Source organism: Bacillus sp. AP50, assembly GCF_040492675.1.
Classification (GTDB): domain Bacteria; phylum Bacillota; class Bacilli; order Bacillales; family Bacillaceae_G; genus Bacillus_A; species Bacillus_A cereus.
In genome coordinates, this window is the sequence record NZ_JBEUTW010000134.1 from 20,460 (window position 1) to 36,071 (window position 15,612).

The window sequence follows — 15,612 nt, forward strand, 5'->3', positions numbered from 1 at the left end:
CTTTTTTTATTAGTTTTGTTTTATCCCGCTTTAATGATGGGCAGTAAGACCCCACCTCAAAATTCAGCGAAAGCAAAGAAGTTAGGTGGGGATCAACTGCCCATTAAAGCCCGATTGGTGAGGGCTAATAATCAGTGGGGGATGAAGAAACCCCCACTGATTAAAGTTTCACTTCATTGGTTGAGAAAGTTCATTTGTTTTTCTGTTTTTACGGAACAAGTATATAACGATACTTATAAGAATAATTGTAGCTACAATCCAAATAAATGGACCATATTTTTCAGCAAAAGTATATAGTTTCATATTACTAGCAATTTCCTCTTTTGTTTTTCCTATTAGAATTTCAGAACCACTATACCCTTCAAGGGTATCCCCCTTTTTTATGCCAAAAATAAGAGTGTCTGATTTGTTTTCTATTCCCGTATATCGGTATCCTTTACTTTTAATTGTTAATTGAGTATCATCCTTTTTTAGTGAGTAATCTTCGATGGAAATATCTTTTCCTGACAGTGTAATTGGTTCCATCGAAAAACGAATTTCTTTTAATGCAGGAAGAACCTCATTATTTAGTAAGAGCTGCTTTGCAATATGTTGCTCTGTATCAATGTTTATCCAATTTGCTTTTCGTCGTTTATACGTATTAATTTCAAGGAGTGCGAATTCTTTATTTTGAAGTTTTTCCTCTGTAATAGGTTGCGCAGTAGTTAATGCTCCTTTTAATAAAATCACACCGTCTTTTGCAGATTGAAATGAAGAGACTTCTTTCGTTTCTTTTAATGTATTGATAGCACTTCTATAATCTTCTTTTCCTAAAAGAACAGCTCCTGTATGTACGGTTAAAATAAGATATAGAATGCTTAATACTATAATAGCTTTTTTCACTATGTACCCTCCAAAGTATGTATAAGTTAATTGTAACATAATTTACCATTTTTAATTTGTTAATTTGAATAATAGGTTGCAAATGTAAAAGTGGTAAGTCAGTTTGAAGAAAGTGTGGGTGAGAGGAGTAAAAATAAAAAGGAATTCCATAATAGGAAACCAGAAGATACAAAGAAAATAGATAGTAGAATATATACGTCTGTCGTAGTAGCTTCATTATCGAATAAGAGAGGAAGCAGTGTTGAAGCACCTATGGTGAAAAATAGCAAAAAAGATAATGAATAAGAAAAATTTATCAATTTTAGAGTGAAATATCATTTATAATCATCCTTCTCCTTAATTTCACCATATCGCATGTGCAGTTTAAACGAAAGAAAAGGATTTACAACAATTTACAGAGAAAACTAGAATAGAGGAGTTGATATGATGAAAGGAAATCTTACTTATTATTTTATCTTAAATCCGCTAATCATCTTTCTTGTTTACGCCCTTTCACCTATCTTATTTCATAAAGAAAAATATATAAATATGAAAGATGCACTAGGAATACTTGTAGTTTACTATGTGCTTATTAGTGGGTATTACTTTATGGATGTTGTAAGTGAAAGAATGAAGAATAGTAAGGACAAACAATAAAGTTTTGTTGTATAAAAATTAATGGAGGACAATAAAATGACTGAAAGTGACATGAAATTTAGGGATACGACCATTCGTAACTTTTTCGATAAAGAGGATCGTTTAAAATCGATTCCAGGTCAAAAGAAGAAAAAACTAGTATTGTTAGAGCATTTAATTAGCAAATTAAACGCTGAAAATCAATATACGGAAAAAGAAATGAATACATTTATAAAACAATATCACGATGATTTTTGTACAATTAGACGTGAATTTATTGTACATAGGTTTATGGATAGAGAGGATAATATGTACCGTATAAACGGGAGAGAAGTTTGGACGAAGTGGGAGGAGTTAAAATAATGAATCAGCGAGGGGATCCCCGCTGATTATAAGCCTGTGCTAGTCTTGCTGTTTCTTTGTAGTAAGTCTATGAACGCTTCAACATTCGAACTTGTAATGTATCCAAGCGTTATATATTCATCTTCATAGTAAAATATTATTTTTTTGTCAAAGATTCTTCTCTTCGTTTCTATGGATAGAATTTTTTCATAATCAAATTCGGCAATGAATGTGTTTTTATATTGGCTAAAAAAGAGAAGTCTTTTATTAGTAGCAAGTAACATGCCAGGATATGGGACTTTATGCGTAATCATATAGCCAGTAAGTGAACATTTTAAAGTAGATAAAATCTTTTCTTCTTTATGTAATAGTTGTTTTGCAGCTGTTAAGATTGGATTCATTGCATACATTCCTTTTATTTTGATGTATGAATATTGTATCAAGAGTAAAAAGATTCTCAATATGCAATATTGCATATTGGACGTTTTATAGTTTTAATATTATTTTTTAAAAGAAAAAGTACGAGGTGATTCAATGATACGATTAGCAAAAGAGGCTGATGCAGAAGCAATAATGAACATTAGAAAAGAAATTATATTATCGGAAAATACTACAAAGTTTTTCATAGTATCCCCGAAGAAGTTACCGAATGATATGAATGCAGAAAGAGAAAAGATACGGAAAAGCAATGAGAAAGGAAATCTTTATATCGTGTATGAAGTAGATGGGAAGGTAGTTGGCTTTTTAATTTTCAACCGATATGAACTAGAACGGTTACAACACGCAGGCACAATGGGAATGGGGATTAAAGAGGCGTATTGTAATCAAGGCATCGGCACGAAATTAATTGAATTTCTTATTAGTTGGGCTAAAAGGCAGAAAGGTTTAGAAAAAATTTGTTTAGGTGTAGTTTCTGTTAATGATCGGGCAATTAAAGTGTACAAACGTATGGGCTTTGTAGAAGAAGGAAGACAAAGAAAGCAAATAAAGTATGAAGATGGATCATATGGAGATGACGTATTGATGGGGTTTTATATTGAATAAAGGATATATGGTATTAAGAAAAGGAATGTACATAACGTAAATTTCTAAAAGCAGTATATTGCCCATGCATTAACAGACTTTTCCTTATGTATAATATTAATATAGTAAAATCATAACAACCGATATTGCAGTTTCCAATAATATACTATATAATCAATTTAAGAAAACGTTTTCATGCAAAGGGGGAGAATTTCGTGTCGACTATAGAGGACGTGGCGAAATTAGCAGGGTTATCAAGGACAACGGTTTCTAGGGTGATTAATAATCATCCATATGTTTCAGATGAGAAGAAAAAAAGGGTTCAATTAGCAATGAAGCATTTAGGCTTCGTTCCTAATTCTGCGGCGAGAAGGCTTCGTAAACAAAAAACGGAAACAATTGCGGTGCTAGTTCCAAGGATTACAAATCCTTTCTTCAGTAGATTTATTGAAGCAATCGAGATTGCTGCTTCTGAACATAAATATAAACTGATTATTTGTCAAACAAGATATTTACCGGAAAAAGAGATGGAGTATTTACAATTATTATCTACGAAACAAGTAGATGGGATTATTCTATGTTCACTAGAAAATCCGTGGGAAGATGTAGAGCCATACTTACAGCACGGTCCAATCGTGTTGTGTAATGAATATATTGAGGAAGCAAATATTCCAACAGTGAAGTTTGATCATGCGCAAGGAGCATACATAGCTGCGAAGCATGTGTTAGATCAAGGATATCGTAATCTTATTTTTTGCCGTGGTAACGAAACCAAAGTCGTTAGCCAGCAGCGAAAAATGGGCTTTTTACGTGCAATAACTGAGAAGAGCCGCCAAGTAGAAGCGATTGACTTTCTTGAAAACGCTTTCTCTTGGGAAGATGGAAAACGAATATTCCATGAAGTATTAAAGGACAAAAAAAATCCTACCGCGATTTTGGCAGGAGGCGATGAGGTAGCAGCTGGAATTATCTCAGAGGCGAAACGCCATAACTGGAGCATTCCAGATGATCTTGCTGTTATCGGTTTTGATAATCAAATATTATCGCAGATTACAGAACCAGGTATTACGACAATTGAACAGCCAATTGATGAAATGGCCCGAAAAGTTGTCGACCTAATGATGGATAAAATCCATACGAAAAATTATCGAAAAAAAGAATTGTATGAGTTTGAACTGGAGCTCTTGGTGAAAGGTTCAACGATGAAGGATAAGATGTTATTAGCCTAGTAGACTATGTCTGCTGGGTTTTTTTATGTTCACAAACTACTATTCTTCGTGAACGCAATCGTCACATTTGTTATGGTATGCTTCGTGCTGCTCATCAATTTCTTTCCCGCAGTGTGCACAAGTTTTCGTCGGTAAATTTCTGAAAAACTCCATTGGTTGATCGATCATGTCAATCCCTCCATTTCCATTTCTTACTATCATTGTATTAGTACAAAAAATAAAAGTCAACAACTGTTTTATAACAAAATTGAAAAATAATGAAAAAGTTTAGGAAATGGATTATAGTTAACAATGTAGGATGTAAGTAAAACATGCATTCCTACTCGGTTTTAGAAAGGATGGATACATATGAAAATGACTGTTGTCGGCTTTTGGGGCGGCTTTCCAGAAGCGGGAGAAGCAACGTCGGGGTATTTGTTTGAACACGATGGTTTTCGTTTACTTGTAGACTGTGGTAGTGGTGTACTAGCACAGCTTCAAAAATATATAACACCATCTCATATAGATGCAGTTGTACTGTCACACTATCATCATGATCATGTTGCAGACATTGGGGTATTGCAATATGCGAGATTAATTACGAGTGCGACAACAAGGCAACTACCGGAATTACCAATATACGGTCATACGTTTGATGAGAATGGATTCAACTCTTTAACGCATGAACCACATACGAAAGGAATCGCGTACAATCCAGAAGAAACACTTCAAGTTGGACCATTCTCGATTTCGTTCTTAAAAACTGTTCATCCTGTTACATGCTTTGCGATGCGTATTACAGCTGGAGATGATGCTGTAGTATACAGCGCTGATTCAAGTTATATTCCTGAATTCATTCCATTCACGAAAGATGCTGATCTTTTCATTTGTGAGTGTAATATGTATGAACATCAAGAGGCTGCAAAAGCAGGGCATATGAATAGTACAGAAGTAGCAAGTATTGCAAAAGATGCGAATGTAAAAGAACTTTTATTAACGCACTTACCGCATACAGGCAACCCATCTGATTTAGTAACAGAAGCAAAACAAATTTTCAGTGGCCATATTACGTTAGCGCATAGTGGTTACGTATGGAACTCATGAGGTGATACGATGTTATTTATTGATAATAAAGGGATTACAGATCCTAGAATAAACTTAGCGATTGAAGAATATTGTGTGAAGAATTTAGATATTAACGAAACATATTTACTGTTTTACATTAATGAGCCTTCGATAATCATTGGTAAAAACCAAAACACAGTAGAAGAAATTAATGCAGATTACGTAAAAGAAAAAGGTATTCATGTCGTTCGTCGTCTATCAGGTGGAGGTGCAGTATATCATGATTTAGGAAACTTAAACTTCAGTTTTATTACGAAAGATGATGGAGACAGTTTCAGCAACTTCAAAAAATTCACAGAGCCTGTAACGAAAGCGCTTAGTAAATTAGGCGTAAATGCAGAACTAAGTGGTCGTAACGACATTTTAGCTGAAGGTAGAAAAATTTCGGGTAATGCGCAGTTCTCAACGAAAGGTCGTATGTTCAGTCACGGTACGTTACTATTTGACTCTGAAATCGATCACGTCGTATCAGCGTTAAAAGTAAAAATGGATAAAATCCAATCAAAAGGTATTAAATCAATCCGTAGCCGCGTTGCGAACATTACAGAGTTCCTAAACGAAGAAATGACGACAGAAGAGTTTAGACAACTTCTTCTAGAAACAATTTTCGAAGGAGAAACAGAAATCCCAACGTATGAATTAACAGAAGAGGATTGGAAAGAGATCCATAAACTTTCTGAAGAACGTTACCAAAATTGGGATTGGAACTACGGAAAATCACCGAAGTTCAACTTACAACATTCACACCGCTTCCCAGTTGGACAAGTTGACGTTCGTCTTGAAGTGAAAAAAGGAACAGTAACAGAATGCAAAATTTACGGCGACTTCTTCGGTTCACTAGATGTTCATGATATTGAAGAGCGTCTAACAGGCGTTCAATTCGATAAAGATGCATTCACTGTAGCTTTAGAAGGCGTAGATATCGCACGTTACTTCGGTAACATTACAACAGAAGATTTCTTACATTTATTCTTCTAAAAATAAGGGAGGTTGCGATAATGGGCAGCCTCTTTCTTTTTGCGTAGATTGTCAGGTTTTGTCGGTAAGTCGATATAACTGGAAAATCGCTGATATAAATGGAGTTGCGCTGATATATTTGAAAAATCGCCGATATAAATCGAGCTGCGCTGATATAACTGAAAAATCTCTCATATAATTTCATTTACCACAAAACATAAAATCACAGGACATTCGCCCCTCGTAAAGGAATATATATATACAAAAGGAGGCGAATCGAAATGAAAAGGGTAATGTACGTTGTATTATTACTCAGCTTCGTCGTCGGAATGACAGCGTGTAGCAGTGGATCGCCCTCAAGTCGTATAATTTTGTCTATCGGAAAACCAGCGGAGGATAATGTTATATATTTTACGCATACAGATAACAAACGAAAGATACATGATATACAAGACATGTTTCAAAATAAGAAGTGGAAAAGAAATGAAACATTCAGCACTGTTAATAAAACACCAGATGTCGTCTTATCAATAGATGAAGACAATATAGGGTTACCGGCATTATATGTGACGGTGTATTTTCATGAAGATGGGGCGGACGCGATTAACTTGTTTGGAGAGCATACGACGTTAAATAAAGAGGAACTTACTAAACTTAGAGAAAAGATGAACGCATATTATCCTAAAATGATTTTTGGTCTAGTGTTATAAATTACTTGTAAATAAAATCCCCTTATTTTTCCAAAGTAAACTAAGAGAAGGTGATCTGTCTATATGCAGTTAATAGAATATCACTTGCCACTTTAATTTTCTTTTAATATAATTAATTTAGAATTTTTAAATATTATAAATTTTATAAAGGTGGGGTTTTTGTGAATCTCGTTCAATCTTTGGCTGAAACGGCAAAAAAGAAGGGGGAAAAACCGGCTTATATATTTATGGATCAGTCGGTCTCATATGACCAATTAAACAAAATGGTCACAAGGTTTTCTAGCAATTTAGCAGAAATGGGCATTGGAAAAGGGGACAATGTCGCATTAGTTGTTGGGAACTCACCACATTATTTGGTCGGTTTATACGGAACAATGAAAGCTGGAGCAACTGTTATTCCAGTTAATCCAATTTATACAGCAGACGAAATGCATTATATTTTACAAAATGGAGATGTAAAAACAATCATCGTACTCGACGTCCTTCTACCTGTTATACAATCTCTTACAACAAGACTTCCTTCATTAGAAAACATCATCATATGCGAAACCTCATCAGATTTTAACCATACAGAAACCGAAAAAATGAAAACGTTTACTAGTTTTGTGGGGACTGGAGATACAACTTACGAAGGTCCTGAACTAGATGAAGAAGATGTAGCGGTTATTCTATACACATCGGGCACAACTGGAAAACCGAAAGGCGCTATGTTAACACATAAAAATTTATATAGTAATGCGAACGATGTGGCGTCGTATTTACAATATACGGCTGATGACCGCGTTGTTGCGGCACTGCCTATGTTCCATGTATTCTGTTTAACAGTTGCGGTAAATGCACCGATTGTGAACGGGGCAACGATTTTAATGTTACCGAAATTTAGTCCGAAAGAAGTATTCCGTATTTGTCGCACGTACGAACCAACGATCTTTGCTGGCGTACCGACGATGTACAATTATTTATATTTATTTGAAGAAGCAAGCGCAGAAGATGTGAAGACGCTTCGCCTTTGTATTTCCGGTGGTGCATCGATGCCTGTTGCTCTTCTGCAAAACTTTGAAAAACGTTTTAACGTTATTGTTTCAGAAGGATACGGTTTATCAGAAGCATCACCAGTTACTTGTTTCAATCCGCTAGATCGTCCTCGGAAACCAGGATCAATTGGCACAAATATTTGGCATGTAGAAAATAAAATTGTAAATGAACTTGGGGAAGAAGTACCTGTCGGCGCAGTCGGTGAATTAATTGTTCGCGGACCTAACGTTATGAAAGGATACTATAATGCACCAGAAGATACAGCTGCGACATTGAAAGACGGCTGGCTATATACAGGTGACTTGGCGAAAATGGATGAAGAAGGTTACTTCTATATCGTGGATCGTAAAAAAGATATCGTCTTAGTTGGCGGTTATAACGTATACCCTCGTGAAGTAGAAGAAGTATTATATACGCACGAATCAGTAGCGGAAGTTGTCGTAATCGGTGTTCCTGATGAAAACTTAGGAGAAGCTGTGCGAGCGTACGTCGTTTTGAAGCAAGCAAACGTAACAGAAGAAGAACTAATGCATTACTGTACGTTACATTTAGCGAAATATAAAGTGCCGAAAAGCATTGAGTTTTTAATAGAATTGCCGAAGAATACGACTGGTAAGTTGTTAAGAAGAGCATTGAGAGAGAAAGCGATGCAAGTGTAAAAATGAGGCAACCATCTTTGGAGGTGGTTGCCTCATTTTTTTTGTATTGATTAAGCGGTGGTGCCATATATTTAAACCTGTATATGACCAACAAGGAGGGGACATACGTAGATCAGAAGAAATTAACGCTTACGTCGGGTGCAATATCTTATTTGTGAAATTATGGATGAACTCTGAAAGTGATAAGAACGGTAATTTTAATCAAAATGGAGTAGTGGACTGTGAATCAATGGCTACGGTGTTAGTAAATGCATATAAATTAGAATGGAATGAAAATAGTAAGTTACCAAAAGAATTTGCTGATTTGAAAAATCATTGGGCTCAACGTATGCCAATATTTTAGTTTAATAAGAAAATTCAAATTCCAAGTTGACACATGTGAATTACAGAATTAAAATGAAAAGAAATCGAATAGAATACATTAGAAGCTAATCAGATAAACTGAAGGCGCACAATGTTCACATTTGTGAATATATTGTGTGCCTTTTTCTATTGTATAAACTAAGGGGGCTTAACGATGAAAAAGTGGGGTAAGACAGCGTTTATGAAAAGTACAGGTGTTTTATTATCAGCAGTTGTACTTTTATCAGGGTGTGGTTCGGCAACATCCACTAGTAATTCTGAAGGAAGTGGAGATAAAAAAACAGTTGAGCTTTTAAATGTTTCTTATGATCCAACGAGGGAGTTATATCAAGATTTCAATAAAGATTTTGCGAAGTATTGGAAAGAGAAGCACGGGCAAACAGTAAATGTAAAACAATCACACGGGGGATCTGGAAGTCAAGCGCGCTCTGTTATTGATGGCTTAGAAGCAGACGTTGTTACACTAGCACTTGCTTATGATATTGATGCGATTAGTAAGAAAAAACAATTAGCAGAAGATTGGCAGAAGCGACTTGCGAATAATTCCACTCCATACACGTCAACAATTGTATTTCTTGTTCGAAAAGGAAACCCGAAAGGTATTAAAGACTGGGATGATTTAACGAAAAAAGGTGTGTCTGTCATTACACCAAACCCAAAAACATCAGGCGGGGCACGTTGGAACTATTTAGCGGCGTGGGGATACGCACTGAAAAAATATAATAATAGTGAAGATAAGGCGAAAGAGTTTGTTAGCCAAATTTATAAAAACGTAGAAGTATTAGATTCAGGAGCGCGCGGAGCAACGACAACATTTGTTGAAAAAGGAATTGGTGACGTATTAATCGCATGGGAAAATGAAGCGTTATTATCCCAAAAAGAGCTTGGAAAAGATAAATTTGAAATTGTAACCCCTTCTATTAGTGTACTTGCAGAACCACCAGTAGCGGTTGTAGATAAAGTCGTTGATAAAAAAGGAACGAAAAAAGTAGCAGAAGGGTATCTTGAATATTTGTACTCAGAAAAAGGACAGGAAATTGCGGCAAAAAACTTTTATCGTCCACGTAATGAAAAAGTAGCAGAAAAATATGCATCTCAATTTCCGAAAGTTCAATTATTTACAGTAGATGAACTATTTGGTGGCTGGAAAAAAGCACAAGAAAAACACTTTAATGACGGCGGCGTATTCGATAAAATTTATCAAAAATAATGCGTACTGCTAAAGGGGGATGAGGTGAAAGAGGATGAGGAAGAAGCGTGTTTTACCAGGGTTTGGATTATCGCTTGGATTTACAATGTTGTACATGAGCTTATTCGTACTTATACCACTTTCTATCGTATTTATTCAAACTTCACAGTTAGGTTGGAAGAAGTTCGCTGGGGTTATAACGAACGAGCGTGTGTTGCATTCCTATCAAGTTAGTTTTACAACTTCATTTGCAGCTGCTATTGTAAATGCCATTTTCGGTTTATTAATAGCTTGGGTGCTCGTACGCTACAAGTTTCCAGGGAAACGACTATTAGATGGACTCATTGATTTACCGTTTGCACTTCCGACAGCTGTAGCTGGTATTACACTTACAACGCTTTATGCGGAAAATGGATGGATTGGGAAAATATTTAGTCTGTTTCATATAAAAGTAGCTTTTACACCACTCGGAATTATCGTTGCGCTTACTTTTATCGGTTTACCATTTGTCGTTCGAATGGTGCAACCAGTGCTGCAAAATATTGATAAAGAAGTAGAAGAGGCGGCTTCGAGTTTAGGTGCATCCCGCTTGCAAATATTTGTGAAAATCATTTTACCAGAAATCTTTCCCGCTCTTCTTGCAGGTTTTTCACTCGCATTTGCAAGAGCATTAGGAGAATACGGATCTGTCGTTTTCATCGCAGGTAATATGCCGATGAAAACAGAAATTGCACCACTGATGATTATGACGAAACTAGAACAATATGATTACGCGGGGGCAACAGCTGTAGCGACCGTGATGCTTATTATTTCCCTCCTTTTCCTTCTTCTTATTAATATGATTCAAAGCTGGAGTAGAAGGCATGAACTAAAAAGTGAATAGGAGGAGAGAAAATGGAACCAACATTATTAGAAAAGAAAATAGTAAAAAGCGTATCAGCTAAAAAAGAATCTAAGCTTGTACCAGGCATATTAATTACGATTACAGTTTTATTTTTATCTCTCTTTCTATTACTGCCACTCATAACTATTTTTCTAAAAGCCTTTGAAAGAGGGATGGATGTATACATTGCCGCTATTACAGATCAAGAAGCATTTTCAGCAATTAGGTTAACGCTTCTCGTTACGTTAATCGTTGTACCGCTGAATACGGTATTCGGAATCGCAGCGGCATGGCTTATTACAAAGTTTCAGTTTAAAGGAAAACAAGTATTACTCTCTCTTATTGAACTGCCGTTTGCTGTGTCACCAGTTATCGCAGGATTAGTATTCGTCTTACTTTTCACACCGAGGGGTGCTCTTGGCGAATGGTTACTTGAACATGGAGTGAAACTCATTTTCTCTGTACCAGGCATTATTATCGCAACAATCTTTGTAACCTTCCCGTTCGTTGCACGTGAATTAATTCCGGTTATGCAGGCGCAAGGGAAAAGTGAAGAAGAGGCAGCTTTATCACTTGGCGCAAGTGGCTGGAAAATGTTTTGGCGCGTTACGCTTCCAAATATAAAATGGGGTCTTTTATACGGCATGATTCTATGTAATGCCCGTGCTATCGGTGAGTTTGGAGCCGTTTCTGTCGTATCAGGTCACGTGCGTGGCATTACGAACACGATGCCGCTCCATATTGAAATTTTGTACAATGAATATCAATTTTCAGCAGCATTTGCAGTAGCGACGTTAATGTCATTAATTGCAGTGTTTACACTCGTTATAAAAAACTGGATTGAATGGCGAATGGAAAAACGACAATAAGGGGGATTACGGTGAGTATTCAAATTCAAGGTGTATCAAAGCAATATGGTACATTTCAAGCACTAACAGACATTCATTTGGATATTCCAAAAGGTGAACTTGTTGCCTTATTAGGCCCGTCAGGTTCTGGGAAAACGACGTTATTACGCATTATTGCAGGATTAGAAGAAGCGGATGGAGGTTCTATTTCATTTGATGGAGAAGATTTAACAGACATTCACGTGAAAAACAGGCAAGTCGGTTTCGTCTTTCAGCACTATGCGCTCTTTAAACATATGAATGTATTTGAGAATGTCGCTTTCGGTTTAAAAGTAAGAAAGAAAAGCTTAAGACCGTCAGCAGAAGCGATAGAAGAAAAGGTAACAGAATTATTAAAGCTCGTAAAAATGGATGGCTTTGCTAAACGTTATCCAGCGCAATTATCTGGTGGACAACGTCAACGTATTGCACTAGCCCGGGCACTTGCAGTCGAACCGAAAATTTTATTACTTGATGAACCGTTCGGTGCACTCGATGCAAAGGTGAGAAAAGAATTACGAAGATGGCTCCGAAAATTACATGACGAATTTCAAATTACGAGCGTATTCGTAACGCATGACCAAGAAGAAGCGTTAGACGTTGCAGACCGTATCGTTGTAATGAATGAAGGTCGCATTGAACAAATGGGAACACCGGAAGAAGTATATGAAAACCCAGCAAGCCCGTTCGTTTACGATTTTTTAGGAAATGTAAATTTATTTCACGGCCGCGTTCATAAAGGAAAGCTAAATGTAGGATCGGTCGAACTAGAAGCACCAGAGCATAAGCACGTTTCCAACGTAGACGGAATAGCCTACGTAAGGCCGCATGACTTATCAATCTCTCGTACGAAACAAAGCATAGATGCAATCCCGGCAAAAGTATCTTATTCCCACGCAGTCGGACCTGTCGTATATGTAGAATTAAAACGAGACGGAACAGATGAATATTTAGAAGCAGAAATTACGAAAGAACAGTTCAAGCAGCTGAACATTCAAGCGGGTGATTTCGTATACGTACAGCCGAAAGAAGTGAAAGTGTTTATTCCGGAGGATTTTGTAATTTAAGAGTGTTTACTCTTAAATCACAAAATCTATTAATAAGAAAAGGTCTCCTAAAATATCTTTTAGGAGACCTTTTCTTTGTTTATCGTAATAACTTTTTCTCATATGAAATGTAGTAGGAAGTTTGTATATATAATAGCGGAGCGTGTTCGAACAACTATTTGATATGAGTAGTAATGAAGATATTCTTCCTACTTTCTTACATAAAATTTTTAATTTTGGATATTTGTATCATATGTTTCTGCAACAAACACAAAGTCTACATGCTCTTTATCAATAAAAATACTTGTTTTAGATGGAAGACCTGTTATGGTAGAAACAATATCAACCTCAACAAGGTCAAATCCTACACGATAAGCATCTGCAATTTCAATTCCACCAGTTAGAAAATGCAATCCATCCCCAAATGACTTAAATACAAATACATTTTCTTTCAAACTTTTATTATCCATTTCAATCCATTCTTCGTTAATATAAATCTTAAATGTCGTGCACTTTGGAACACACTCGATGTGATGTATCCCTTTATAACTATTAAGCGAAAACATATAGGTATGAGTTTCTTTAAAGTTAATATCTATCCCGTATTTAAAAGCAAAGGTTTTATATACCATTTCATAAAACAATGGCATTACAATATCATCCCATGCGTCATAGGCAAAAGCATGAATTGGTATTAGATGAGGATATAAACTTACAATCGCTTTTTGAAAATTAAGTAAGATGGTTGTATCTGTAATTTCTTTTAAAGAATCATCTATTTCATGGTCATAATCTTTCGAAATTCTGTTATCAATCATATGACAAACTCCTTACATAGTCTTCTATATACTACGTTTTTCCGCATCATCAGTTTGTGCCTTCTTCAACTAAATTGCAAGTTTAACCGATGATTCCAAAAAAGCCCTTGTCTTATTTTATCAATTGTTAAATGTATTTATCTTTAAACTTCAATACGAAGATTAAACATGAAGGTGCGGGCGGAAAAGTAACAGAAACAAACTTTGTATATGACCCGATTAACCAACTATTAAACGAGGCATTACCAAACGGAACAACTAAATCATACACATATGATGGATTTGGAAACCGTACAAGTGTGAAAGTTGTAGAGAATGGAAAAGAAACAAAGTCTATAGCAGCAACATTCAATGAAGGAAATCAGCTTGTAAAATTCGGAAATGAATCGTTAACGTATGATGCGAATGGTAATCGTACGTCTGATGGAAAGTATAAATATACATGGAATGAAGATGACCAACTTGTATCTATTACAAAACAAGGTGAGAGCAATGCCTTCGCAACTTATAAGTATGATGAGGATAATCGTCGTATTGAAAAGAGTGTGAATGGTCAAGTAACACGCTACTTCTATGATGGAGACAGCATTAATCCGTTATATGAGACGGATGGTAGTGGAACTGTACTTCGTCAATATGTATACTCAACAAGTGGTACGCGCCTAGCGATGAAATCAAAAGGACAAACGTTATACTATCACTACAACCCTCGTGGTGATGTCGTTGCGATAACAGATCAAAATAGAGAAGTTGTAGCAACGTATGAATATGATTCGTGGGGCAATGTAATAAAGAGTGATACGAAAGGTATCGCCGCAGAGAATCCATTTGGATATGCGGGATACATGTATGATAAAGAAATTGGGATGTATTATCTGATTGCACGTTATTACAATCCAGACCATGGTGTGTTCTTATCGGTGGATCCTGATCCAGGTGATGAAGATGATCCGATTACAATGAATGGGTATACTTATGCGGATAATAATCCGGCGATGATGACGGATCCAGATGGGCATGCTGCTTGGTTAGTTGTTAATGCTGGTTTTGCGCTTTATGATGGATATGGAGCGTATAAATCAGGTAAGAATTGGAAAGGTGTAGTAGCGGCAGGCGCTATTGGGTTTGTTGGCGGCTCAAGGATTAAAGCTGCAAAACATACTGTTTATGTTTTGAAAAATAGTGCAGGTAAAGTGGAGTACGTTGGGAGAACGATTAGTCCAGCTGCTAGGAAAATAGTGCATAGAGCAGTACATCCTGACTTGAAATTTACACGTGTAAGGCGCAATTTAAGTTATTCTGAGGCCAGAGGGATGGAACACCGATTCTATCTAAAATATGGTGGCCAAAAAGAGTTAAGAAATAGAATTAGACCCATAGGTAAAAAGAATAAAAAATATAAATCTTATATGCAGCAAAGTCGTACAAAATATAAAAAGTGGAAGTAAGTGAACATTTCATTTTTAATAGAGTGGGGCAAAATGATTTATTTTCATTGATGTTGAATTATTGTCACTTTTAAACTAACTAGTATTTGGAGGAGATTATATGTTTCCATTAGGTAAACAACCTAAGGTTACTAGAGATTTAGTTGGAGTTAATACTGATGTACAAAAGTTATCTGTTGATGGTGAAACAAAGAATATAGAACTTTTAGGCAAGTTGAAAATTAAGGAATTATGGGTTTTTGCAGTGAATCAGGAGCAATTTGATAATATTATGACGCATGTTAATCCTGAATTACTATATGTTTATAAAATGAGAGTAGAAAATTTATCGATTCTACAGATGATGTCTAATCTTAGGGAAGTATATTTGTGTTGGAATACTAAAAATACTGATTTGTGGAATTTTATTTATAATAAAAATC

The 15,612-nt window shown here is 35.9% G+C and carries 17 protein-coding genes and 2 pseudogenes; 15 read left to right on the forward strand and 4 right to left on the reverse strand.

The window, feature by feature from the left end; genetic code table 11:
• Positions 1 to 168: 168 nt before the first annotated feature.
• Complete coding sequence (locus tag ABWK52_RS11900; protein WP_003283506.1) at positions 169 to 921, reverse strand: hypothetical protein; 753 nt, start codon at positions 919 to 921, stop codon at positions 169 to 171.
• 384 nt (positions 922 to 1,305) lie between these two features.
• Here ABWK52_RS11900 and ABWK52_RS11905 point away from each other — a divergent pair, with 384 nt between their 5' ends.
• A complete protein-coding gene (locus ABWK52_RS11905) occupies positions 1,306 to 1,518 on the forward strand; it encodes a hypothetical protein (protein WP_098541324.1) in 213 nt (70 codons plus the stop codon).
• A 36-nt stretch (positions 1,519 to 1,554) separates the two neighbouring features.
• Positions 1,555 to 1,860, forward strand: a complete 306-nt coding sequence (locus ABWK52_RS11910) for a DUF2087 domain-containing protein (RefSeq protein WP_140337692.1) — start codon at positions 1,555 to 1,557, stop codon at positions 1,858 to 1,860.
• 26 nt (positions 1,861 to 1,886) lie between these two features.
• On the opposite strand, the gene ABWK52_RS11915 is transcribed toward ABWK52_RS11910, so the two are convergent.
• A complete protein-coding gene (locus tag ABWK52_RS11915) occupies positions 1,887 to 2,240 on the reverse strand; it encodes a PH domain-containing protein (protein ID WP_001068217.1) in 354 nt (117 codons plus the stop codon).
• A 133-nt stretch (positions 2,241 to 2,373) separates the two neighbouring features.
• Here ABWK52_RS11915 and ABWK52_RS11920 point away from each other — a divergent pair, with 133 nt between their 5' ends.
• Both ABWK52_RS11920 and ABWK52_RS11925 read left to right on the forward strand, forming a co-directional pair.
• On the forward strand, positions 2,374 to 2,883 hold the full coding sequence (locus ABWK52_RS11920; RefSeq protein ID WP_097855559.1) for a GNAT family N-acetyltransferase: 510 nt from the start codon (positions 2,374 to 2,376) through the stop codon (positions 2,881 to 2,883).
• A gap of 194 nt (positions 2,884 to 3,077) precedes the next feature.
• Positions 3,078 to 4,091 carry a LacI family DNA-binding transcriptional regulator gene (locus ABWK52_RS11925; protein WP_000103715.1) on the forward strand — a complete coding sequence of 338 codons (1,014 nt, stop codon included), beginning with the start codon at positions 3,078 to 3,080 and terminating at the stop codon, positions 4,089 to 4,091.
• 39 nt (positions 4,092 to 4,130) lie between these two features.
• On the opposite strand, the gene yhfH is transcribed toward ABWK52_RS11925, so the two are convergent.
• Positions 4,131 to 4,259, reverse strand: coding sequence for a protein YhfH (gene yhfH, locus ABWK52_RS11930; RefSeq protein WP_000567010.1), 129 nt, complete (start codon positions 4,257 to 4,259; stop codon positions 4,131 to 4,133).
• 180 nt (positions 4,260 to 4,439) lie between these two features.
• On the opposite strand from yhfH, the gene ABWK52_RS11935 reads away from it, so the two are divergent.
• From ABWK52_RS11935 to ABWK52_RS11975, 9 genes are all read left to right on the forward strand, one after another.
• Positions 4,440 to 5,174 carry an MBL fold metallo-hydrolase gene (locus tag ABWK52_RS11935; protein WP_098541325.1) on the forward strand — a complete coding sequence of 245 codons (735 nt, stop codon included), beginning with the start codon at positions 4,440 to 4,442 and terminating at the stop codon, positions 5,172 to 5,174.
• 9 nt (positions 5,175 to 5,183) lie between these two features.
• Positions 5,184 to 6,173, forward strand: coding sequence for a lipoate--protein ligase (locus ABWK52_RS11940; protein WP_000897281.1), 990 nt, complete (start codon positions 5,184 to 5,186; stop codon positions 6,171 to 6,173).
• 260 nt (positions 6,174 to 6,433) lie between these two features.
• A complete protein-coding gene (locus tag ABWK52_RS11945; RefSeq protein WP_098283249.1) occupies positions 6,434 to 6,862 on the forward strand; it encodes a hypothetical protein in 429 nt (142 codons plus the stop codon).
• Positions 6,863 to 7,023: 161 nt separating this feature from the next.
• A complete protein-coding gene (locus ABWK52_RS11950) occupies positions 7,024 to 8,556 on the forward strand; it encodes a fatty acid--CoA ligase family protein (RefSeq protein WP_001055203.1) in 1,533 nt (510 codons plus the stop codon).
• A gap of 166 nt (positions 8,557 to 8,722) precedes the next feature.
• Positions 8,723 to 8,899, forward strand: a complete 177-nt coding sequence (locus ABWK52_RS11955) for a hypothetical protein (RefSeq protein ID WP_001999272.1) — start codon at positions 8,723 to 8,725, stop codon at positions 8,897 to 8,899.
• A 174-nt stretch (positions 8,900 to 9,073) separates the two neighbouring features.
• Positions 9,074 to 10,129: a sulfate ABC transporter substrate-binding protein gene (locus ABWK52_RS11960; protein WP_000758702.1), complete on the forward strand. Its 1,056-nt coding sequence runs from the start codon at positions 9,074 to 9,076 to the stop codon at positions 10,127 to 10,129.
• A gap of 34 nt (positions 10,130 to 10,163) precedes the next feature.
• Positions 10,164 to 10,991 (forward strand): sulfate ABC transporter permease subunit CysT, encoded by an 828-nt coding sequence (cysT, locus tag ABWK52_RS11965; RefSeq protein ID WP_001227879.1) that lies wholly within the window; start codon positions 10,164 to 10,166, stop codon positions 10,989 to 10,991.
• Between the two features lie 11 nt (positions 10,992 to 11,002).
• Positions 11,003 to 11,860 (forward strand): sulfate ABC transporter permease subunit CysW, encoded by an 858-nt coding sequence (gene cysW, locus ABWK52_RS11970; RefSeq protein WP_000433829.1) that lies wholly within the window; start codon positions 11,003 to 11,005, stop codon positions 11,858 to 11,860.
• A gap of 11 nt (positions 11,861 to 11,871) precedes the next feature.
• Positions 11,872 to 12,945: a sulfate/molybdate ABC transporter ATP-binding protein gene (locus tag ABWK52_RS11975; protein ID WP_098022987.1), complete on the forward strand. Its 1,074-nt coding sequence runs from the start codon at positions 11,872 to 11,874 to the stop codon at positions 12,943 to 12,945.
• 209 nt (positions 12,946 to 13,154) lie between these two features.
• On the opposite strand, the gene ABWK52_RS11980 is transcribed toward ABWK52_RS11975, so the two are convergent.
• Positions 13,155 to 13,742 carry a hypothetical protein gene (locus tag ABWK52_RS11980; RefSeq protein WP_000566763.1) on the reverse strand — a complete coding sequence of 196 codons (588 nt, stop codon included), beginning with the start codon at positions 13,740 to 13,742 and terminating at the stop codon, positions 13,155 to 13,157.
• A gap of 155 nt (positions 13,743 to 13,897) precedes the next feature.
• On the opposite strand from ABWK52_RS11980, the pseudogene ABWK52_RS11985 reads away from it, so the two are divergent.
• A pseudogene (locus ABWK52_RS11985) lies at positions 13,898 to 15,190 on the forward strand (RHS repeat domain-containing protein); the annotation flags it as partial.
• 100 nt (positions 15,191 to 15,290) lie between these two features.
• Positions 15,291 to 15,612: pseudogene (locus ABWK52_RS11990) on the forward strand (leucine-rich repeat domain-containing protein); the annotation flags it as partial.